The sequence below is a fragment of the Pseudomonas sp. 30_B genome, assembly GCF_017491605.1.
GTDB lineage: Bacteria > Pseudomonadota > Gammaproteobacteria > Pseudomonadales > Pseudomonadaceae > Pseudomonas.
Genome location: NZ_JAFGYY010000027.1, coordinates 19,545 through 39,415, shown reverse-complemented (window position 1 = coordinate 39,415; position 19,871 = coordinate 19,545). Strand labels below are relative to the sequence as shown.

General features: G+C 65.5%; 16 protein-coding genes. 2 read left to right on the top strand and 14 right to left on the bottom strand.

Annotated elements, in window-relative coordinates; genetic code table 11:
* Positions 1-127 precede the first annotated feature (127 nt).
* The 8 genes from moaA to J5M67_RS23215 form a co-directional block, all read right to left on the bottom strand.
* Positions 128-1,114: a GTP 3',8-cyclase MoaA gene (gene moaA, locus J5M67_RS23250; RefSeq protein WP_207887715.1), complete on the bottom strand. Its 987-nt coding sequence runs from the start codon at positions 1,112-1,114 to the stop codon at positions 128-130.
* Positions 1,115-1,232: 118 nt separating this feature from the next.
* Positions 1,233-2,051 carry a peptidylprolyl isomerase gene (locus J5M67_RS23245; protein ID WP_207887714.1) on the bottom strand — a complete coding sequence of 273 codons (819 nt, stop codon included), beginning with the start codon at positions 2,049-2,051 and terminating at the stop codon, positions 1,233-1,235.
* A gap of 51 nt (positions 2,052-2,102) precedes the next feature.
* Positions 2,103-2,789, bottom strand: a complete 687-nt coding sequence (narI, locus tag J5M67_RS23240) for a respiratory nitrate reductase subunit gamma (protein WP_207887712.1) — start codon at positions 2,787-2,789, stop codon at positions 2,103-2,105.
* A gap of 2 nt (positions 2,790-2,791) precedes the next feature.
* Positions 2,792-3,532, bottom strand: a complete 741-nt coding sequence (gene narJ / locus J5M67_RS23235; RefSeq protein WP_207887776.1) for a nitrate reductase molybdenum cofactor assembly chaperone — start codon at positions 3,530-3,532, stop codon at positions 2,792-2,794.
* Positions 3,533-3,549: 17 nt separating this feature from the next.
* Entirely contained in the window at positions 3,550-5,085 is a 1,536-nt protein-coding gene (gene narH, locus J5M67_RS23230; RefSeq protein ID WP_207887710.1) for a nitrate reductase subunit beta, read from the bottom strand.
* Positions 5,086-5,096: 11 nt separating this feature from the next.
* Positions 5,097-8,876 carry a nitrate reductase subunit alpha gene (locus tag J5M67_RS23225; RefSeq protein WP_207887708.1) on the bottom strand — a complete coding sequence of 1,260 codons (3,780 nt, stop codon included), beginning with the start codon at positions 8,874-8,876 and terminating at the stop codon, positions 5,097-5,099.
* A gap of 97 nt (positions 8,877-8,973) precedes the next feature.
* A complete protein-coding gene (locus J5M67_RS23220; RefSeq protein WP_207887706.1) occupies positions 8,974-10,377 on the bottom strand; it encodes a NarK family nitrate/nitrite MFS transporter in 1,404 nt (467 codons plus the stop codon).
* A gap of 12 nt (positions 10,378-10,389) precedes the next feature.
* Entirely contained in the window at positions 10,390-11,691 is a 1,302-nt protein-coding gene (locus tag J5M67_RS23215) for a NarK/NasA family nitrate transporter (protein ID WP_207887704.1), read from the bottom strand.
* A gap of 173 nt (positions 11,692-11,864) precedes the next feature.
* On the opposite strand from J5M67_RS23215, the gene J5M67_RS23210 reads away from it, so the two are divergent.
* Positions 11,865-13,727 carry a histidine kinase gene (locus J5M67_RS23210; protein ID WP_207887702.1) on the top strand — a complete coding sequence of 621 codons (1,863 nt, stop codon included), beginning with the start codon at positions 11,865-11,867 and terminating at the stop codon, positions 13,725-13,727.
* On the top strand, positions 13,724-14,377 hold the full coding sequence (narL, locus tag J5M67_RS23205) for a two-component system response regulator NarL (RefSeq protein ID WP_207887700.1): 654 nt from the start codon (positions 13,724-13,726) through the stop codon (positions 14,375-14,377). The genes J5M67_RS23210 and narL overlap by 4 nt, the downstream gene beginning before the upstream one ends.
* 293 nt (positions 14,378-14,670) lie before the next feature.
* Here narL and glp read toward each other — a convergent pair whose 3' ends face one another.
* From glp to J5M67_RS23175, 6 genes are all read right to left on the bottom strand, one after another.
* Complete coding sequence (glp, locus tag J5M67_RS23200) at positions 14,671-15,906, bottom strand: gephyrin-like molybdotransferase Glp (protein ID WP_207887698.1); 1,236 nt, start codon at positions 15,904-15,906, stop codon at positions 14,671-14,673.
* Entirely contained in the window at positions 15,903-16,457 is a 555-nt protein-coding gene (gene moaB / locus J5M67_RS23195) for a molybdenum cofactor biosynthesis protein B (protein ID WP_207887696.1), read from the bottom strand. Before moaB ends, glp begins: the two co-directional genes overlap by 4 nt.
* 335 nt (positions 16,458-16,792) lie before the next feature.
* A complete protein-coding gene (gene moaE / locus J5M67_RS23190) occupies positions 16,793-17,245 on the bottom strand; it encodes a molybdopterin synthase catalytic subunit MoaE (RefSeq protein WP_207887694.1) in 453 nt (150 codons plus the stop codon).
* 4 nt (positions 17,246-17,249) lie between these two features.
* A complete protein-coding gene (locus J5M67_RS23185) occupies positions 17,250-17,498 on the bottom strand; it encodes a MoaD/ThiS family protein (protein ID WP_207887692.1) in 249 nt (82 codons plus the stop codon).
* On the bottom strand, positions 17,495-17,986 hold the full coding sequence (gene moaC / locus J5M67_RS23180) for a cyclic pyranopterin monophosphate synthase MoaC (protein WP_207887690.1): 492 nt from the start codon (positions 17,984-17,986) through the stop codon (positions 17,495-17,497). The genes J5M67_RS23185 and moaC overlap by 4 nt, the downstream gene beginning before the upstream one ends.
* A gap of 206 nt (positions 17,987-18,192) precedes the next feature.
* On the bottom strand, positions 18,193-19,584 hold the full coding sequence (locus J5M67_RS23175) for a PhoH family protein (protein WP_207887689.1): 1,392 nt from the start codon (positions 19,582-19,584) through the stop codon (positions 18,193-18,195).
* Positions 19,585-19,871: the final 287 nt, after the last annotated feature.

Genomic DNA, 19,871 nt, shown 5'->3' with positions numbered 1-19,871 from the left:
CGAGGCGCGTGACTGATGGGTTTCGCTTCGCTCTACCCATCCTACGAAAGCGGCTTTGCCAGGCGGAGTCCAGGCAGGGCCGATAAGGAATGCAAGGCAGAAGGCGGGCGCAAGGCCCGCCGAGAGATCAGCCGCCGCTGAGGTTCATGAAGCGCAGCACCTGTACGTCGCCGACGCTGAATTCGTGGCGTGCCGGCTTGCGCTGCAGGGCACCGCGCAGGGCTTCGAGGATGGGCTCGTCATGCAACGGATGGCGGCGCAGCAAGCCGCGCAGGTCCAGGGAATTCTCGTGGCCCAGGCACAGCAGCAGGCGGCCTTCGGCGGTCAGGCGCAGGCGATTGCAGGTGGAGCAGAAGTTGTGCGAGTGCGGCGAGATGAAGCCGATGCGCGTGCCCGGATGCTGCGCCAGGCGCACGTAGCGTGCCGGGCCGCCGCTGTGTTCGGCGCTGTCCAGCAGTTCATGGTGTTCGGCGATCAGCGCGCGGACTTCGTCGCTGGAGCAGAAGCTTTCCTCGCGTTCACGACCAACCTGGCCCAGGGGCATTTCCTCGATGAAGCTGATGTCCAGCCCACGGGTGATGGCGTAGTCCACCAGCGCCGGCACCTCGTCGGCGTTACGCCCCTTCATTACGACGCAGTTCAGCTTGATGTGCTCGAAGCCAGCTTCCTGGGCGGCGTCGATACCACGCAGCACCTGCTCCAGGCGACCAGTGCGGGTGATGGCGGCGAAGCGTTGCGGGTCCAGGGTATCGAGGCTGATGTTCAGGCGGGCAAGGCCCGCAGCGCGCAGATCACCGGCTAGCCGGGTCAGCTGCGAGCCGTTGCTGGTCATGCACAACTCGCGCAGTCCCGGCAGTGCGGCGAGACGTTCACAGAGGTGGACGATGCCGGGGCGCACCAGCGGTTCGCCGCCGGTGAGACGCAGCTTCTTCACGCCACGCTCGACGAAGAGTCGTGCCACCCGCTCGATCTCTTCCAGGGTCAGCACCTGCTGGCGTGGCAGGAAGCGCATGTTCTCGGCCATGCAGTAGACGCAGCGGAAGTCGCAGCGGTCGGTTACGGACAGGCGCAGGTAGTCGACCTTGCGGCCCTGGCCGTCGATCCATTCGGACATGGTGATTCACTCCAGCCGGTTCTCTTGCCCAGGGCATGAGCACCGAGATTCGTATCCGTTTCCGAAGCCCCTCCCTCCTTGGGGAGGGAAGGTCGGGAGAGAGGGGCCCGGAACCGGTTCACTGCACCAGCGGACTCTCCGCGCCGTCGAAGACGAAGCCGTCGATCCGGGCATCGCCGGCCAGTACGCTGATGTACTGGCTGACCGCACGCTGCAGCACCTGAGCACGCAAGTAGGCGGCGATGCGCGGGCGCGCCTCGGCAAAGTCCAGCGGCTCACCGCCATCGCGCTCGATCAGCTCGACGACGTGCAGGCCGTAGCGGCTTTCCAGCGGGTGGCCGAGCAGGCCGGGTTGCTGTTGCAGCAGGCGTTTCTCGAACTCGGGGACGGTCTGTCCCGGCTCGATCCAGCCCAGGTCACCGCCGTCGTCCTTGGACGGACAGTCGGAGAAACGCATGGCCTTCTCCGCAAAACGCTCGGGGTGCTCGCGCAGTTCGGCGAGCAGTTCCTCGGCCTGTTCGCGAGCCTTGGCGCGGCCTTCCAGATCGTCCGGCGCGCAGCCGAGCAGCACATGGCGCAGGCGCATGCGCCAGGGCGCGGTCAGGCGGGTCGGGTTGGCTTCGTACCATTGGCGGCAGCTGGCTTCGTCAGCTTCGGGCACGCCGACTTCACGGTCGATCAGGGCGCGAATACGGGCTTCCTCAGGGGCTTCACCCTCCTCCGCTTCGGCCGTCAGGCCCAGCGCGTCGGCGCGCTGCACCAACAGTTGGCGGACGACCAGCGCACGGCAGGCGGAGTACAGGGCTTCGCCGTGACTGGAAGCCGGATGGTATTGCAGCTCGCGGGCCAGTTCGCCCTCGTCGATGGCGACACCGTTGACGGCAATTTTCGGCAGGTCGACGTGTTCGACCTTGGCTTCGTAGTGGGAGCAACTCATTTCGATCACCTCCGTTTCCCACTCCCCCACGGGGAGTGGGAAGGCTCAAGTTCAGGCTGCGCGACGCTTGGTACGGACCACCTGGTAACGGCGGCCGAAGTACCACACCGGGGCGCTGACGATGTGCACCAGGCGGGTGAAGGGGAACAGCACGAACAGGGTCAGGCCGAGGGTCACGTGCAGCTTGTAGACCAGCGATACCGGCGCGATAGCTTCGGCGGCGGCCAGCGGCTGGAAGGTGACGATGGACTGCGCCCAGTTGGCGAGCATGACCATCACCGAACCATCCAGGTGATGGGTGGAGGCGACGATGGTGGACAGGCCGAGGATCAGCTGGATGTAGAGCACCAGCAGGATCATCAGGTCCGAGGCGTTGCCGGTGGCGCGTACACGCTCGTTGGTCAGGCGGCGCAGGATCAGGCCGGTCAGGCCGATGAAGCAGAGAACGCCGAAGAAGCCGCCGGAGACCATCGCCAGCAGTTGCTTCTGCTCGGTGCTGATCAGGTGCTCGTAGACCGAGTGCGGGGTCAGCAGGCCGACGAAGTGACCGGCGAGGATGAACAGCACACCGACGTGGAACAGGTTGCTGTAGACCCGCATGCCCTTCTTGCTCAGCATCTGGCTGGAGCCGGCTTTCCAGGAATATTGCGAGAGGTCGAAGCGGGCCCAGCTGCCGATCAGGCAGATGGCGAGCGCGACGTAGGGATAGATCCCGAACGCTAGAAGATCGAGGGACATGTTCAGACTCCTTCTCTGGCCGCCCGGTACTGCATCTGCGGAACCGGCTGGGCGACCCACTGCATGGGTTGTTCGGCGGACGTGGAGACACGTCGCGCACTGGTGGACGGGCAGCCGGCGGCGGGTTCGGCGAAGCTCACCGGAGTTTCCTCCCAGGCCTTGTCGATGGCTTCCAGGCTGTCGTCGCGCACTTCCTGCTCGCGGTCGCGCTTGAGCGCGCCGAGGTCAGGCTGCTCGCCGGACAGTTCCAGCAGGCTATGGAAGACCGCGGCATAAGCACTGCCGCGCTCCTCCAGGCGCAGTGCGATCAGCGCGAGGATGTGCGCGACTTCGGCCAGGCCGACCCGTGCCGACTCGGCGTCCTGCAGGGCGAGGAACTCCAGGTACAGCGGCAGGTAGTCCGGCAGCTCGTTGACGTCGATGGCCAGGCCCGCCTGGGTGTAGCGGTCCAGCAGGTCGACCATGGCCTGGCCACGGTCGCGGCTTTCGCCGTGCACGTGTTCGAACAGCAGCAGCGAGACCGAGCGGCCGCGCTCGAACAGCCCATCGTAACGGGCCTGCACGTCGAGGATGTCGCCCTGGCAGAGCTCGTTGAGCAGCGCGGCGAGACCGTCGCGTTGCTTTTCCGGCAGGTCGCAGGTACGGATCAGGGCGTGCAGCGCCAGGCTTTCCTCGCGCAGTTCGACGCGCGGGTAGTCCAGCATCAGCGCGCTGAGCTTGAGCAGTTGGCTGTGACTTTCCATTGAGATGGCCATGGTCGTCACTCCTGTATCTGCACGGTCTGGATGACGTTGCGCTTGTCCACGGCCTTGCCGCCGAACAGGTTCACGCCGGAGTTGCTGGAGCAACCGTTGCCGAAGCTGAAGCCGCAACCCGAACGCTCGGCGAAGGCATCCGACAGCGCTTCCTCACGGTGCGCGGTGGGGATGACGAAGCGGTCTTCGTAGTTGGCGATCGCCAGGTAACGGTACATCTCTTCCACCTGGTTCACGGTCAGGCCGACCTTCTTCAGCACTTCCAGGTCCTGCTTGCCTTCCACATGCTCGGAGCGCTTGTAGGCGCGCATGGCCAGCAGACGCTTGAGGGCCAGCAGCACCGGGGCGGTATCGCCGGCGGTCAGCAGGTTGGCCAGGTACTGCACGGGGATGCGCAGGGACTCGACGTCCGGGATCACTCCGTCGCTGCCGATGTGTCCTTCGGCGGCGGCATTCTGGATCGGCGACAGCGGCGGCACGTACCAGACCATCGGCAGCGTGCGGTATTCCGGGTGCAGCGGCAGGGCCAGCTTCCAGTCCATGGCCAGCTTGTACACCGGCGATTTCTGCGCGGACTCGATGACGCTGTCCGGCACACCGTCCTTGCGGGCCTGCTCGATCACCTTCGGGTCGAACGGGTCGAGGAAGATTTCCAGCTGCTTCTGGTACAGCTCGCGCTCGTTCTCGCAGGTGGCCACTTCGTGGATGCGGTCGGCGTCATACAGCAGCACGCCGAGGTAGCGGATGCGGCCCACGCAGGTTTCCGAGCAGACAGTCGGCTGGCCGGCCTCGATGCGCGGATAGCAGAAGATGCACTTCTCGGATTTGCCGCTCTTCCAGTTGAAGTAGATCTTCTTGTACGGGCAGCCGCTGATGCACATGCGCCAGCCGCGGCACTTGTCCTGGTCGATCAGGACGATGCCGTCTTCCTCGCGCTTGTAGATCGCGCCGCTCGGGCAGGATGCCACGCACGCCGGGTTCAGGCAGTGCTCGCACAGGCGCGGCAGATACATCATGAAGGTGTTTTCGTACTCGCCGTAGATGTCTGCCTGGACCTTGTCGAAGTTCTTGTCCTTGCGGCGCTTGGCAAACTCGGTACCGAGGATTTCCTCCCAGTTGGGGCCCCACTCGATCTTCTGCATGCGCTGGCCGGAGACCAGCGAGCGAGGACGGGCGACCGGCTGGTGCTGGGCCTTGGGCGCGGTGTGCAGGTGCTGGTAGTCGAAGTCGAAGGGCTCGTAGTAGTCATCGATCTCCGGAAGGTCCGGGTTGGCGAAGATGTTCGCCAACACACGGAACTTGCCGCCGATGCGCGGAACGATGGAGCCGTCGGCGTTACGCTTCCAGCCGCCCTTCCACTTCTCCTGGTTTTCCCACTCTTTCGGGTAACCGATGCCGGGCTTGGTTTCGACGTTGTTGAACCAGGCGTACTCGACGCCCTCGCGGCTGGTCCAGACGTTCTTGCAGGTGATGGAGCAGGTGTGGCAACCGATGCATTTGTCGAGGTTCAGCACCATGCCGACTTGCGAACGAATTTTCATGGCAGTAATCCTCAAATGTCCTGGGGCAGCGGTTGCGGCAGGGCGTCACCACCCAGTCCGCCCTGCTCCGGCTCGTCGAGCCAGTCGACCTTGTTCATCTTGCGCACCACGACGAACTCGTCGCGGTTGCAGCCGACGGTGCCGTAGTAGTTGAAGCCCCACGCCTGCTGGGCGTAGCCGCCGATCATGTGGGTGGGTTTGAGGACCACGCGGGTCACCGAGTTGTGGTGGCCGCCGCGCGTGCCGGTGGTCTCGCTGCCCGGCAGGTTCACGATGCGCTCCTGGGCGTGGTACATCATCACCATGCCGTCCTTCACGCGCTGGCTGACTACAGCGCGGCAGGTCGCGGCGCCGTTGGCGTTGAAAACTTCACACCAGTCGTTGTCCTCGATGCCGGCGCGCTTGGCGTCGTTCTCGCTCATCCAGATGATCGGGCCACCGCGCGACAGGGTGAGCATCAGCAGGTTGTCGCTGTAGGTGGAGTGGATGCCCCACTTCTGGTGCGGGGTGATCCAGTTCAGGGTGATCTCGGTGTGACCGTTGGGCTTCTTGTTGAACAGCTTGTCGGTGCTGCGGGTGTTGACCGGCGGCCGGTAGCTGACGAAGCCTTCGCCGAAGGCCTGCATCCAGGGGTGATCCTGGTAGAACTGCTGGCGACCGGTGATGGTGCGCCACGGGATCATCTCGTGGACGTTGGTGTAGCCGGCGTTGTAGCTCACGTGCTCGTCTTCCAGGCCCGACCAGGTCGGGCTGGAGATGATCTTGCGCGGCTGCGCCTGGACGTCGCGGAAGCGGATCTTCTCTTCTTCCTTGGGCAGCGCCAGGTGGTTGTGCTCGCGACCGGTGATCTTCGCCAGTGCGTCCCAGGCCTTCACGGCCACCTGGCCGTTGGTTTCCGGCGCCAGGGCGAGGATCACCTCGGCGGCGTCGATGGCGCTCTCGATGCGTGGACGACCTTCGCTGATCCCCGGTTCGGTCACGCGATGGTTCAGCTCGCCGAGCAGCTTCACTTCCTTCTCGGTGTTCCAACCGATGCCCTTGCCGCCGTTGCCCAGCTTGTCCAGCAGCGGGCCGAGGGAGGTGAACTTCTTGTAGGTGTTCGGGTAGTCACGCTCGACCACATGCAGGGTCGGCATGGTCTTGCCCGGCAAGGGATCGCACTCGCCCTTCTTCCAGTCGCTGCCGCCGAAGGGCTGCGCGAGCTCGTTGGCGGTATCGTGCAGCAGCGGCACGGTCACCAGGTCCTTCTCCACGCCCAGGTGGCCGACGGAAACCTCGGAGAATTTCTTCGCGATGGCCTTGTAGATCTCCCAGTCGCTCTTGGCTTCCCAGGCCGGGTCGGTGGCAGCCGACAGCGGGTGGATGAAGGGGTGCATGTCGGAGGTGTTGAGGTCGTCCTTCTCGTACCAGGTCGCGGTCGGCAGGACGATGTCCGAGTACATGCAGGTGGAAGACATGCGGAAGTCCAGGGTGGTGACCAGGTCCAGCTTGCCTTCGGCGCCCTCATCGACCCAGTCGACTTCGCCCGGGCAGGGACCACCGGCCTTGCCGAGGTCGTCGTTCATCACGCCGTTCTTCGCGCCCAGCAGGTACTTGAGCATGTACTCGTGACCCTTGCCGGAGGAGCCGAGCAGGTTGGAGCGCCAGATGAACATGTTGCGCGGGAAGTTCTGCGGATCGTCCGGCTGCTCGCTGGCGATACGCAGGTTGCCGGCCTTGAGCTCGCGCACCACGTAGTCCTGCACCGGCAGGCCGGCCTTCTCGGCGTCGGCGGCGATGCGCAGCGGGTTGCGGTTGAGCTGCGGGGCGGATGGCAGCCAGCCCATGCGTTCGGCGCGGATGTTGTAGTCCAGCGCGTGCTCGGGGAATTGCTTGGTATCGGCCAGCGGCGAGAGGACTTCGTGCATCGAGATCTTCTCGTGGCGCCACTGCGAGCTGTGCAGGTAGAAGAAGCTGGTGCCGTTCATCTGCCGCGGCGGGCGGCTCCAGTCGGTGCCGAAGGCCAGCGGGACCCAGCCGGTCTGCGGGCGGAGTTTTTCCTGGCCGACGTAGTGCGCCCAGCCGCCACCGCTCTGGCCGATGCAGCCGCACATCATCAGCATGTTGATGACCGCGCGGTAGTTCATGTCCATGTGGTACCAGTGGTTCATCGCGGCGCCGATGATGACCATGGCCTTGCCGTGGGTCTTGTCGGCGCTGTCGGCGAACTCGCGGGCCACCTGGATGGCGCGGGCGGCCGGTACGCCGGTGATGCGCGCCTGCCAGGCCGGGGTGTAGGGCACGTCGGCGTCGGTGTAGGACGCGGCCACGTTGGCGCCACCCAGGCCACGGTCGACGCTGTAGTTGGCCATCTGCAGGTCATACACGGTGGCGACGCGCAGGGTCTGGCCGTCGGCGCCGGTAACTTCGCGGAAGGGTACGCGGCGCACCAGTACCTCGTCGTTGTCCACGCCCTTGAAGTGCGGGTGCTCCTGGCCGGCGAAGTACGGGAAGCCGACGTCGCAGGCCTTTTCCGGGCCGTCGATCAGGGTCAGCGCCAGGCGGGTTTCACGCTTCTCGCCGCCTTCGGTTTCCTCGATGTTCCACTTGCCCGACTCGCCCCAGCGATAGCCGATGGCGCCGGTGGGCGAAACCAGCTCGCCGGAGATTTCGTCCAGGCCGATGGTCTTCCACTCGGGGTTGTTGTCCTGGCCGAGGTTGTTCGCCAGGTCCGCCGCGCGCAGGTAGCGGGTCGGCTTGAGCACGCCATCGGTGTGCGGCTCCAGCAGCACCAGCATCGGCATGTCGGTGTACTGGCGGCAGTAGTCGACGAAGTAGGCGCTGGGTTTCTCGAGGTGGAATTCCTTGAGGATGACGTGACCGAAGGCCATGCCCAGCGCGGCGTCGGTGCCCTGCTTGGGGTTGAGCCAGAGGTCGGTGAGCTTGGCCACTTCGGAGTAGTCCGGAGTGACGGCCACGGTCTTGGTGCCCTTGTAGCGGACTTCGGTGAAGAAGTGCGCGTCGGGGGTACGGGTCTGCGGGACGTTGGAGCCCCAGGCGATGATGTAGCTGGAGTTGTACCAGTCGGCCGATTCCGGCACGTCGGTCTGCTCGCCCCAGATTTGTGGCGATGCGGGAGGAAGGTCGCAGTACCAGTCGTAGAAGCTCAGGCACACGCCGCCGATCAGCGACAGGTAACGGGCGCCAGCGGCGTAGCTGACCATGGACATGGCCGGGATCGGCGAGAAGCCGATGACGCGGTCCGGGCCATAAGTCTTGGCGGTGTAGACGTTGGCGGCGGCGATGATCTCGGTGACTTCGTTCCAGCTCGAACGGATGAAGCCGCCCAGGCCGCGCTCGCTCTTGTAGCTCTTCGCCTTGGCGGAGTCCTCGACGATGCTGGCCCAGGCGTTCACCGGGTCTTTGTGGGTGGCGCGGGCTTCACGCCAGAGCTTGAGCAGTGGCTTGCGTACCTTGGGGTATTTCAGGCGGTTGGCGCTGTACATGTACCAGGAGTAGCTGGCGCCACGGGGGCAGCCGCGCGGCTCGTGGTTGGGCAGGTCCGGGCGGGTGCGCGGGTAGTCGGTCTGCTGGGTTTCCCAGGTGATCAGGCCGTTCTTCACGTAGATCTTCCAGGAGCACGAGCCGGTGCAGTTCACCCCGTGGGTAGAGCGCACGATCTTGTCATGCTGCCAGCGCTGCCGGTAGCTGTTTTCCCAGGCACGGCTCTCGTTGGAGACTTCGCCGTGACCATCGGCGAATTCACCCTGCTTCTTCTTGAAGAATTGCAGGCGGTCGAGCAGGTAACTCATCTGTATCTCCTCACCCGGTCTACGCCGGGCGTTCAAACGCTAATCAAGCTCGCGAAACGGGTCTTGCGGCGGGCGCACTGGGCGCACGCCACGGCAATCAGCAGGGGCTCTCCGCTCCCTTGCGCGCGTACCACCACCAGGTGACGACGATGCAGCTCAGGTAGTAGGCGACGAACACGTAGAGGGCGCCCTCGGCACTGCCGGTCATGGCCAGCGAGGTGCCGAACGCCTTGGGAATGAAGAAGCCACCGTAGGCACCGATGGCGGCGGAGAAACCGATCACCGCGGCCGACTCCATGCTGGCGCTCTTGGTCGCCTGCGCCTCGCTGAAGCCGCCCTGCTTCAGGCGTGCGGCCCACTCGTTACGGAAGATCACCGGGATCATGCGGAAGGTGCTGCCGTTGCCGATGCCGGCGAAGAAGAACAGCGCGATGAAGGAGCCAAGGAAGCCGAAGAAGCTACCGGCACCCGAGGCGCCGGGCAGGAAGCTGATCACCGCGAACACGCCGGCGATCATCGCCACGTAGTTCCACAGGGTGATGCGTGCGCCGCCGAACTTGTCCGCCAGCCAGCCGCCCAGCGGCCGGCTCAGGGCGCCCACCAGCGGGCCGAGGAAGGCGTACTGCAGCGGGTTGATGTCCGGGAACTGGGTCTTGCTGAGCATGGCGAAGCCGGCGGAGAAGCCGATGAACGAACCGAAGGTGGCCACGTACAGCCAGCACATCAGCCAGTTGTGCTTGCGTTTGAAGATCACCGACTGCTCGCGGAACGAGGCCTTGGCATCGGCGATGTCGTTCATGCCGAACCAGGCGGCCACCGACACCACGGCGATGAAGGGCACCCAGATCCAGCCGGCGTTCTGCAGGAACAGGCGACCGCCGTCCGACAGCTGCTGCGGCTCGCCACCGAAGGCGCCGAACAGGCCACCGGCCACCGCCAGCGGTACGGCGAACTGCATCACCGAGACGCCCAGGTTACCCAGGCCGGCGTTCAGTCCCAGGGCGGTGCCCTGCTGGTTCTTCGGGTAGAAGAAGCTGATGTTGGACATGCTGGAGGCGAAGTTGCCGCCACCGAAGCCGCACAGCAGCGCGATGGTGGCGAACACCCAGTAAGGCGTTTCTGGGTTCTGCACAGCGAAGCCGAGCCAGATGCAGGGGATCAGCAGGGAGGCGGTGGACAGCGCGGTCCAGCGGCGGCCGCCGAACACCGGCACCATGAAGGAGTAGAACACCCGCAGGGTGGCGCCGGAGATCGACGGCAGCGCGGCGAGCAGGAACAACTGGTCGTTGCTGAAGCTGAAACCGGCGGCGTTCAGGCGCACGGTGACCGTGCTCCAGATCATCCACACGGAGAAGGCGAGCAGCAGTGCGGGGATCGAGATCCACAGGTTGCGCGCGGCGATACGCTTGCCGCTCTGCGCCCAGAACTCGGAGTCTTCGGGGCGCCAGTCGATCAGCAGCGGACCGCTGGCGGCTTTGAGTTGGGTGTTGATCATGCCCATGACGGCACTACCTCAGGATTGACTGGAAGGAATGGGGGTAGCGTCGACGTCGGCCGCCCGGGCCTGGCCGTCGAGGCGTTGCTGCTGTTTGATCGCGTAGTGCATCCAGACCATGCAGACCACGGTCAGGCCGAACAGCAACATGAAGCAGGAGGAGCGCACGCCGATGTGATCGGCGGCGTAGCCGAACAGGATGGGCAGGCAGAAGCCGCCGAGGCCGCCGATGACCCCGACCATGCCGCCGACGGTGCCCATGTTCTGCGGGTAGTAGTCGTGGATGATCCGGTACACGCTGGCCTTGCCGAAGCCCTGGGCGATGCCGACGACGAACACCAGGAAGGTGAACAGCCAGACGTTCAGGCCGATGCCGAGGCTGACGTCACCCTTGATGCCGTGGATGGTCATGGTGGTCGGCGGATACGACAGGAAGAACAGGCACACCAGGCAGATCCAGAACACGCCCCAGTTCACCGCGCGGGCACCGTAGTGGTCGCTGAACCAGCCGCCCAGGGCGCGGATCAGGCCCGACGGCAGGGTGAACAGCATGGTGATGAAGGACGCGGTGCGCAGGTCCAGGCCGAACTCGGCGATGTAGTACTTGGGCAGCCACAGGGCCAGGGCGACGAAGCCGCCGAAGACGAAGAAGTAGTACAGGCCGAAGCGCCACACGCGCAGTTCGCCCAGCGGGGCCAGCTGCTTGGCCAGGGTCGGGCGCGGACGGCTCGGGTCGGCGTCGCCGCCCTTGGCGTGGGCCGGGTCGGTCCAGGTGCAGAGCCAGAACAGCAGCGCGGTCACCAGCATGGCCACCGAGTAGATCTGCGGGACCATGCGCCAGCCGAAGGCGACCACGATCATCGGCGCCACCAGGTTGGTGATCGCCGCGCCTGCGTTGCCGGCGCCGAAGATGCCCATGGCGGTGCCCTGGCGATCCTTCTCGAACCACGAGGAGGTATAGGCGATGCCCACCGCGAAAGAACCACCGGCCAGGCCGACGAACAGCCCCAGCACCAGGTAGTGCCAGTACAGGGTGGCGAAGGCCAGGCCGTAGATCGGGATGGCCACCAGCAGCATGTGGATGAAGAACACGATGCGGCCGCCGAAGCGGTCGGTGATCAGCCCCAGGGGCAGGCGCGCCAGGGCACCGGTAAGGATCGGCAGCGCCACCATCAGACCGAACTGCGCCTCGGACAGGCCCAGCTCCTCCTTGATGCGGATACCGATAATGGAAAACATCGTCCAGACCGCGAAGTTCACGGCGAACGCCAGTGTGCTCATGCCGAGCACGGAGTACTGCTTCTGACGGTGGGACAACATGGCTTAGCTCACTTACTGACGGCCTTTGCCCGCACGTTAGGTAAGGCCTAAGCCCCTTCTCTTGACCGCCATCAATGAGCCAAAGGGCATTTCATGAGCAGATGAGCGTTGCTACCTCCAAGTAGGTATCTCTTCGATTAACCATTAATTAATTGTTTTTAAAGGCTTTTTTAATGAACCCGGTGCACCCTGCGGAGCCTTCCGGCAACGACCGATTCTTTGTGGGTAGTACACCCGCCAGCCGCCCTGCCCTGCGCAAATCCATCGTCGTGCGCTTCGGCTGCTACCTCACCCTGCTGGTGTCGCTGGCGCTGGCCGGCATGTTCAGCGCCCTGCTGTTCGCCGACTATTCCCATCAGGATGCGGCGGTGATCAACCAGGCCGGCTCGTTGCGCATGCTCACCTACCGCCTGGCGCTGGACCCTTCGCCGATCAACCGCCAGGCACTGCAAGCCACGCTGCGCGCACGCCTGGACAGCGAGGAGATCACTCGTCTGCTGCGCCGCGCCGACGCCGATGCGCCGATCCGCCTGCAACAGGAGCAATTGCGCCAGGAACTGAACAAGCTCGACCTGGCCCAGGCTCCGGCACTGGAAACCCTGGACACCTTCGTCAGCCACATCGATGCCTTCGTCGGCACGCTGCAGAGCAACGCCGAGCAGCGCTCGCAGATGCTCAGCACGGTGCAGGGCCTGTGCCTGTTCCTCAGCCTGCTGGTGGTGTTCATCAGCCTCTACGACCTGAGCTACCACGTGGTCGGTCCGCTGCGCGAACTCACCACCACGGCCCGCCGCCTGGGCGAAGGCGACCTCGACGCACGGGTCAGCAGCAGCGGCGAGGACGAACTGAGCCAACTGGGCGAGCGCTTCAACCAGATGGCCGGGGAGCTTCAGGCCAGCCACCGCGAGCTGGAGGCACGGGTGGAGGAGAAGACCCGCGCCCTCTCCAACAGTCACCAGCGCCTGGAACTGCTCTACGACAGCGCCCGCCGCCTGGGCCAGGACCCGTACGACGAGCGCACCCTGCAACCGCTGCTGAACCAGCTGGAGCGCGTGCTGCAGGCCGGCAAGGTGACCCTGTGCCTGAACAAGGACGGCGTCGAGCGCGCCTACACCTCGCTCACCACCGATGGCATCACCGGCGGCTTCTGCCTGCTGGGCAACTGCGGCGAATGCCGCGCCCAGGCCGACCACTGCAGCGAGCCGGTCAAGGGACTCAACCCGCTACTGATGCAGCCGCTGTCCATCGGCGAGCACCGCTTCGGCGAACTGTTCATCGAGACCGCCAGCGGCCGCCTGGAAGATTGGCAACGCCAGTTCGTCGAAGGCTTCTGCGACAACATCGCGCGCACCTTCGCCCTCTCCCTGCAACAGGAGCAGGAGAACCGCCTGGCGCTGTTCGCCGAGCGCGGCACCATCGCCCGCGAGCTGCACGACTCGCTGGCCCAATCGCTGTCCTACCTGAAGATCCAGGTCAGCCGCCTGGCCACCCTGCTCAAGCGCGACGTGCCGCCCCAGAAGATCGATGAAACCCTGGGCGAACTGCGCGAAGGCCTGAACAGCGCCTACCGCCAGCTTCGCGAATTGCTCACCACTTTCCGCCTGAGCCTGGAACAGTCCAGCCTGGAAGCGGCGCTGGTGAAGACCGTGGAAGAGTTCGGCGAGCGCGGCGACCTGACCATCGAGCTGGACAACCGCCTGGCGCATATCCCGCTCAACCCCAACGAGGAAATCCACATCCTGCAGATCGTCCGCGAGGCACTGTCCAACGTGGTGCGCCATGCCCGGGCGAGCCACGCAACGGTGGCCCTTTTCGAGGATGCGCAGGACCAGGTGTGCATCACCGTCGACGATGACGGCGTCGGCTTTGACCCAGCGCAGAGCCGCAACGGGCACTATGGGCTTAGCATCATGCGGGAGCGCAGCCAGACCCTGGACGCCGCCTTCAGCATCGCCCCGCGTGAACCGCAGGGCACCCGCGTCAGCGTGCGCTTCACCCACAAACCCCTGTCGCAGTACCCGGAGACTCACCCATGACGGCCACCCCCACCGACGACCGCGCGCGCATCCTGCTCGTCGACGACCACCCGATGATGCGCAAGGGCGTGGTCCAGTTGCTGGAGTTCGAGGACGACCTGGAAGTGGTGGGCGAAGCCGGCAGCGGCGAGGAAGCGCTGCGCCTGGCCGCGGAGCTGGAGCCGGACATGATCCTGCTCGACCTCAACATGAAGGGCATGACCGGCCTCGATACCCTGCGCGCCATGCGCGAGAACGGCGAGGACGCGCGCATCGTGGTGTTCACCGTCTCCGATGACCGCAACGACGTGATCAACGTGCTGCGCGCCGGCGCCGACGGCTACCTGCTCAAGGACATGGAGCCCGAGCGCCTGCTGGAACACATCCGCCAGGCTGCCACCGGCCAGCTCACCATCAGCCCGCAGTTGACCCAGGTACTGGCCCAGGCCTTGCGCGGCGACGACCGCCCGAAGGGCATCGAGGAACTCACCGACCGCGAGCGGCAGATCCTCCGCCAGCTCTCCCACGGCTACAGCAACAAGATGATCGCGCGCAAACTCGACATCACCGAAGGCACCGTGAAGGTCCACGTCAAGCGCGTGCTGCACAAGCTGGGCATGCGTTCGCGCGTCGAGGCGGCGGTGTGGGCGGTGGAGAACCATTTGGTCTGAAGCCCAGTCGTAGGGCGTATAACGTTCGACGTTATACGCCGTCTAGCCGTGGCTCCAGAGCACTCCGAACTCAACCATGGGGTCGCCGATACGCCTGGTGTATCGGCGTACAACCGCGAACGGTTGTACGCCCTACCTCACAGGCGGTAGTCCTCCGCGCGGCTTGATTCAGCACGTAGGGCGCATAACGCCACAGGCGTTATCCGCCAATCTCCTGCGACGATGGAGGCGAGGCGTCGCGATCGCAGGCATGGCCCACTCCTACAAGAGCACACAGGGCAGCCGGAAGGGTGTCAGGCGCCGAGTTCGCTGAACGACAGAAAGGGCAGCGGCTCGCCCACACGCAGGGTGCGCCCGGCCTCCACCACCGCCAGGCCGTCGGCCCAGCTCGCCGCGCGCAGCATGGCCGAGCCCTGCTGCGGGTGCAGGCAGATGCGGGCCACGCCGGTCTCATCCAGCTCCAGGCGCGCGCGCAGGTACTGGCGCCGCGAGTTGGCCGTGGGCCAGTCGAAGCCCGCCGGCAATGTCACCGGCAGCGTCTCCACATCGCCGTGCCCCTGGGCACGCCAGAGGAACGGCCGCGCCACCACCAGTGCGGTGACCAGCGCGGCGGCCGGATTGCCCGGCAGGCCGATCCACGGCTTGCCGGCGATGCTGCCGAAGACCAGCGGCTTGCCCGGCTGCATCTTCAGCTTCCACAGGTGCAACTCACCCAGCTCCTGGATCGCCTGCTTGAGGTAGTCGCGGTCCCCCACCGACACGCCGCCGCTGGTGATCAGGACGTCCCATTCCGACGCGGCCAAACTCAGCGCATCGCGGCTGGCCACCAGGGTGTCGGCGAGCACGCCGTAGTCGTGGACTTCCATGCCCCAGCCGCGCAGCAACGCGCCGATGCTGAAGCGGTTGGCGTTGTAGATCTGCCCCGGCGCCAGTGGCTCACCGGGCTCGCGAAGTTCGTCGCCGCTGCTCAGCAGGCAGACGCGCAGCGGGCGGTAGACGTTTACGCGGTCCAGTCCGACGCTGGCGAGCAGGCCGAGATCCTGCGCGCGCAGTTTCTTTCCGGCACTGAGCAAGGCATCGCCTTCGCACAGTTCCTCACCGCGACGGCGCACATGGCTGCCATGGGTGACCACGGGCACCTGCAGCCAGTCGCCATCGACCTGGCAGTCTTCCTGGGCGATCACGCTGTCCGCCCCCGGCGGCAACGGCGCGCCGGTGAAGATGCGCATGGCCTGGCCGGATTGCAGTTCGACCTGGGCTGCATCGCCGGCAGCGATGCAGCCGGCGATATTCAGCCGCGCGCCAGCCGGGCCCATGTCGGTGCTGTGCAGGGCGTAGCCGTCCATCGCACTGTTGTCCCACAGTGGCAGGTCGATGGGGGAGCGCACGTCCTCGGCCAGCACGCGGCCCAGCGCATGCTCCAGATCGACGCGCACGGTCGGCGGCGCCAGGGGGACGAAATCCATCAGCGCGGCAATGGCCTCGTCCACCGGACGCAGGCCGGCGCCGGAACAACCGCAGGTGCTCATGCGCGTGTACCGCAGGCCAGCACCGGGCGCTCGGGCAGGCGCTTGAGATGGGGGACGAAATTGCAGGGCCTGGTGCGGCTGTCGAGCTGCTGCAGGAGGATCTTTTCCCAGGCGGTCAGGCAGGCGCCGGTGGAGCCGGGCAGGCAGCAGATCAGCGTGCCGTTGCTGATGCCGGCGATGGCACGGGACTGGAGGGTGGAGGTGCCGATTTCCTCGCGGGAAATCTGCCGGAACAGTTCGCCGAAGCCATCCACGGTGCGCTCCAGCAAGGGCGCGACGGCCTGTGGGGTGTTGTCGCGGACGGTGAAGCCGGTGCCGCCGGTGATCAGGCCGACCTGGACCTTGGGATCGGCGATCCAGGCCGAGACCACGGCGCGGATCTGGTAGATGTCGTCGATCACCAGCCGGCGCTGAGCGAGGGCATGGCCGGCGCGTTGCAGCGAGGTCACCAGGGCCTGGCCGGAGGTGTCGTTGTGCAGGCTGCGGGTATCGCTGACGGTGAGGACCGCGATCTCCAGCGGCTGGAATTCCGGGGTGCTGAGATGGCTCATGAAGGGCTCTCCGGTAGGGAGCAAAAAGGGCTGGCGCCAGCCTGCGCCCCTTCCCCTCTACCGCCCATTCCTCCTAGGAGGTACTACCCCGGCGCGTGCGGGGCAGTAGGAGCAGATACCCTTGCGATTAACCTGCAACGCGCCAGAAGCCATCGCGGACAAAGTCCGCTCCTACGCGAATGGAGACGCTGGGAGCCAACCTGCAGGAGCGCGCCATGCGCGCGATCGCGGGCATGGCCCGCTCCTACAATGGCGCTTCGGGGCTGAGCATGGGTGTAGGAGCGGACTCCGTCCGCGATTGGCCCGCAGCGCGTCAAAAACCGCAGTCAGATGGCTCAGCTCTTCCAACGCTCCGCGGCTTCCTTGTCGCTGCAGCGGCCTTCGACCCAGCGCGGACCGTCTGTGGTGTCTTCCTTCTTCCAGAACGGCGCGCGGGTCTTGAGGTAGTCCATGACGAAGTTGCAGGCGTCGAACGCCGCCTGGCGGTGCGCACTGGCGGTGCCGACGAAGACGATGGGCTCGCCCGGCTCCAGGCGGCCGATGCGATGCAGGATGTCCAGGCGCAGCAGCGGCCAGCGCTCGCGGGCCTCGACGGCGATCTTCTCCAGGGCCTTCTCGGTCATGCCGGGGTAGTGTTCGAGGAACATGCCGCCCACCTCGCGGCCCTCATTGAAGTCGCGTACATAGCCGACGAAGCCGACCACCGCGCCGACCCCGACGTTGGCGTCGTGCAGCGCATTGAGTTCGGCGCCCGGATCGAAGGCCGCCGACTGGACGCGGATCGTCATGGCCTCAGCCTCCGGTCACGGTGGGGAAGAAGGCCACCTCGTCGCCATCGGCGAGGGGCTCGTCGAGGGAGCACAGCTCCTGGTTGCGCGCGCACATCAGGTTCTGCTCGCCCAGCACCGCCCAGGCGCCGCCCCGCTCCAGCAACAGACCGCGCAGGTCGTCCAGGCTGGCCAGGGACTCGCTCCAGTTCAGTTGCTCGCCGTCCAGGCCGAGGGCTTCGCGGTAGCGGGCGAAGTACTGCACGCGGATCATGGGGTGTCTCCTGCTACGCCTTCTGTAGCAACGTAATGACCGCTCTTGCCGCCGAGCTTCTCCAGCACGCGCACGCTGTCGATGATCATGCCACGGTCCACGGCCTTGCACATGTCGTAGATGGTCAGCGCGGCGACGCTGGCGGCGGTCAGCGCTTCCATCTCCACACCGGTCTGCCCGGCCAGCTTGCAGCGGGCGACGATGTGCACGGTGTCTTCACCCTCGGCGGTCAGCTCGACCTTGACGCTGGTGAGCAGCAGCGGGTGGCACAGCGGGATCAGCTCATGGGTCTTCTTCGCCGCCTGGATGCCGGCGATGCGCGCCACGGCGAACACGTCGCCCTTGGGGTGGCCGCCATCCTGGATCAGCCTGAGGGTGTCCGGGAGCATGCGCACCCGGGCTTCGGCCACCGCCTCGCGGGACGTCACGGCTTTTTCGGTGACGTCGACCATGTTGGCGCGGCCTTGGGAATCGAGATGGGTCAGCACGGGCAGGAACTCTCCGGAGATTGCGGACGATCAAGGGGACAGTGTAACCCCGGGGCGCTCGGCTGGCAGTACGGCGAGCGGCGCGATGGGGAGAGGATTGTATACAAAAAGAGGTATGCGCGCGTGCTCGGGCGATGCAGCGACAGCGGCTCGCGACGAACCGCTGCGCCGGAAGAAAAGGCCCGCCGATTGGCGGGCCGGGGTGGTTACAGATGGGCTTCGGCAAACTCCGCCAGCACCGAGCGCGGCACCCCTTGCAGGGTCACGTGCACGCCGTGGGGGAAGTCCTTGAAGCGCTCGGTCAGGTAGGTCAGGCCCGAGCTGGTCGCCGACAGGTACGGTGTGTCGATCTGCGCCAGGTTGCCCAGACAGACCACCTTCGAGCCGTTGCCGGCACGGGTGATGATGGTCTTCATCTGGTGCGGGGTGAGGTTCTGGCACTCGTCGATGAGGATCAGGCTCTGCTGGAAGCTGCGGCCGCGGATGTAGTTCAGCGATTTGAACTGCAGCGGCACCTTGCTGAGGATGTAGTCGACGCTGCCGTGGGTGCACTCGTCATCCGAATGCAGCGCCTCCAGGTTGTCGGTGATGGCGCCGAGCCAGGGCTCCATCTTCTCCGCCTCGGTGCCCGGCAGGAAGCCGATGTCCTCGTCCAGCCCCTGCACGCTGCGGGTGGCGATGATCCGACGGTAGCGCTTGCTGACCATGGTCTGCTCGATGGCGGCGGCCAGGGCCAGGATGGTCTTGCCCGAGCCCGCGGCGCCGGACAGGTTGACCAGGTGGATGTCCGGGTCGAGCAGCGCATAGAGCGCCAGCGCCTGGTAGATGTCGCGCGGCCTGAGGCCCCAGGCTTCCTGGTGCAGCAGCGGCTCCTGGTGCAGGTCGAGGATCAGCAGCTCATCCTGCTGGATGCCCTTGATCCAGCCGACGAAGCCCTGCTCGTCGACGATGAACTCGTTGATGTGCACGGCCGGCAGGTTGTCGGTGAGCTGCACGCGATGCCAGGTACGCCCATGGTCCTGACGGGTCTCGACCTTGCTCACGCGGTCCCAGAACGAGCCGGACAGCGAGTGATAGCCACGCGACAGCAGGTTGACGTCATCCACCAGCTGGTCAGTGTGGTAGTCCTCGGCGAACACCCCGCAGGCACGCGCCTTCAGGCGCATGTTGATGTCTTTGGTGACCAGCACCACGCGCTTGCTGCTGTGGCGACTCTTCAGCTCCACCAGCTGGTTGATGATCTTGTTGTCGTTCAGGTGCTCGGGCAGCCAGGTGATCGGCTCGGCCCGCTTGCTCATGAGGATCGACAGACTGCCGCAGGGGCCGCTCTTGCCACGCTGGATGGGAACCCCATCCTCCACCTGCTCGGGGGTTGCTTCTCCCAGCACCGAATCGATGAGGCGGATCGCCTGGCGGCATTCCGCAGCCACGGTGTGCTTGCCGGTCTTGAGCTTGTCCAGTTCCTCCAGCACCGTCATCGGGATCGCGACGTGGTGCTCCTGGAAATTCAGCAAGGCGTTTGGATCGTGGATCAGAACGTTGGTATCGAGGACGTACAGGGTGGGCTGGGTCGGGCTGGAGCGTCCATGGTCATCCATACGCGGTTCACCTCTTAGTGGGGCGTTACGACGGAATGCCATTACAGCGCTCCGCCGCGCGGTGAGCCGCCAGCTCTCGCTACCGGGGCACGAGAGCACTGCATATGAGGGGACGGGCCGGGGCCGCCACCTGTCTGCAGGGTTCGGCGGTCTACGTCTCCAGAAATACAGGAAAAAACATGACGATAAAAAGTCTTTTTCCTTCTCAAGCAGCTTTTTTTCTTCCTGCGTCGAAATAGCTTGGCGAGGCCTTCGCGGAGCGCTAGTTTTAAAAGTCCTATCCCTGG

What these genes read in the sequence shown, in the direction of transcription:
- moaA (WP_207887715.1), bottom strand. Translation starts at nt 1,114, where the DNA reads ATGTCCGAATGGATCGACGGCCAGGGCCGCAAGGTCGACTACCTGCGC.
- J5M67_RS23245 (WP_207887714.1), bottom strand. Translation starts at nt 2,051, where the DNA reads ATGAGTTGCTCCCACTACGAAGCCAAGGTCGAACACGTCGACCTGCCG.
- narI (WP_207887712.1), bottom strand. Translation starts at nt 2,789, where the DNA reads ATGTCCCTCGATCTTCTAGCGTTCGGGATCTATCCCTACGTCGCGCTC.
- narJ (WP_207887776.1), bottom strand. Translation starts at nt 3,532, where the DNA reads ATGGAAAGTCACAGCCAACTGCTCAAGCTCAGCGCGCTGATGCTGGAC.
- narH (WP_207887710.1), bottom strand. Translation starts at nt 5,085, where the DNA reads ATGAAAATTCGTTCGCAAGTCGGCATGGTGCTGAACCTCGACAAATGC.
- J5M67_RS23225 (WP_207887708.1), bottom strand. Translation starts at nt 8,876, where the DNA reads ATGAGTTACCTGCTCGACCGCCTGCAATTCTTCAAGAAGAAGCAGGGT.
- J5M67_RS23220 (WP_207887706.1), bottom strand. Translation starts at nt 10,377, where the DNA reads ATGGGCATGATCAACACCCAACTCAAAGCCGCCAGCGGTCCGCTGCTG.
- J5M67_RS23215 (WP_207887704.1), bottom strand. Translation starts at nt 11,691, where the DNA reads ATGTTGTCCCACCGTCAGAAGCAGTACTCCGTGCTCGGCATGAGCACA.
- J5M67_RS23210 (WP_207887702.1), top strand. Translation starts at nt 11,865, where the DNA reads ATGAACCCGGTGCACCCTGCGGAGCCTTCCGGCAACGACCGATTCTTT.
- narL (WP_207887700.1), top strand. Translation starts at nt 13,724, where the DNA reads ATGACGGCCACCCCCACCGACGACCGCGCGCGCATCCTGCTCGTCGAC.
- glp (WP_207887698.1), bottom strand. Translation starts at nt 15,906, where the DNA reads ATGAGCACCTGCGGTTGTTCCGGCGCCGGCCTGCGTCCGGTGGACGAG.
- moaB (WP_207887696.1), bottom strand. Translation starts at nt 16,457, where the DNA reads ATGAGCCATCTCAGCACCCCGGAATTCCAGCCGCTGGAGATCGCGGTC.
- moaE (WP_207887694.1), bottom strand. Translation starts at nt 17,245, where the DNA reads ATGACGATCCGCGTCCAGTCGGCGGCCTTCGATCCGGGCGCCGAACTC.
- J5M67_RS23185 (WP_207887692.1), bottom strand. Translation starts at nt 17,498, where the DNA reads ATGATCCGCGTGCAGTACTTCGCCCGCTACCGCGAAGCCCTCGGCCTG.
- J5M67_RS23175 (WP_207887689.1), bottom strand. Translation starts at nt 19,584, where the DNA reads ATGGATGACCATGGACGCTCCAGCCCGACCCAGCCCACCCTGTACGTC.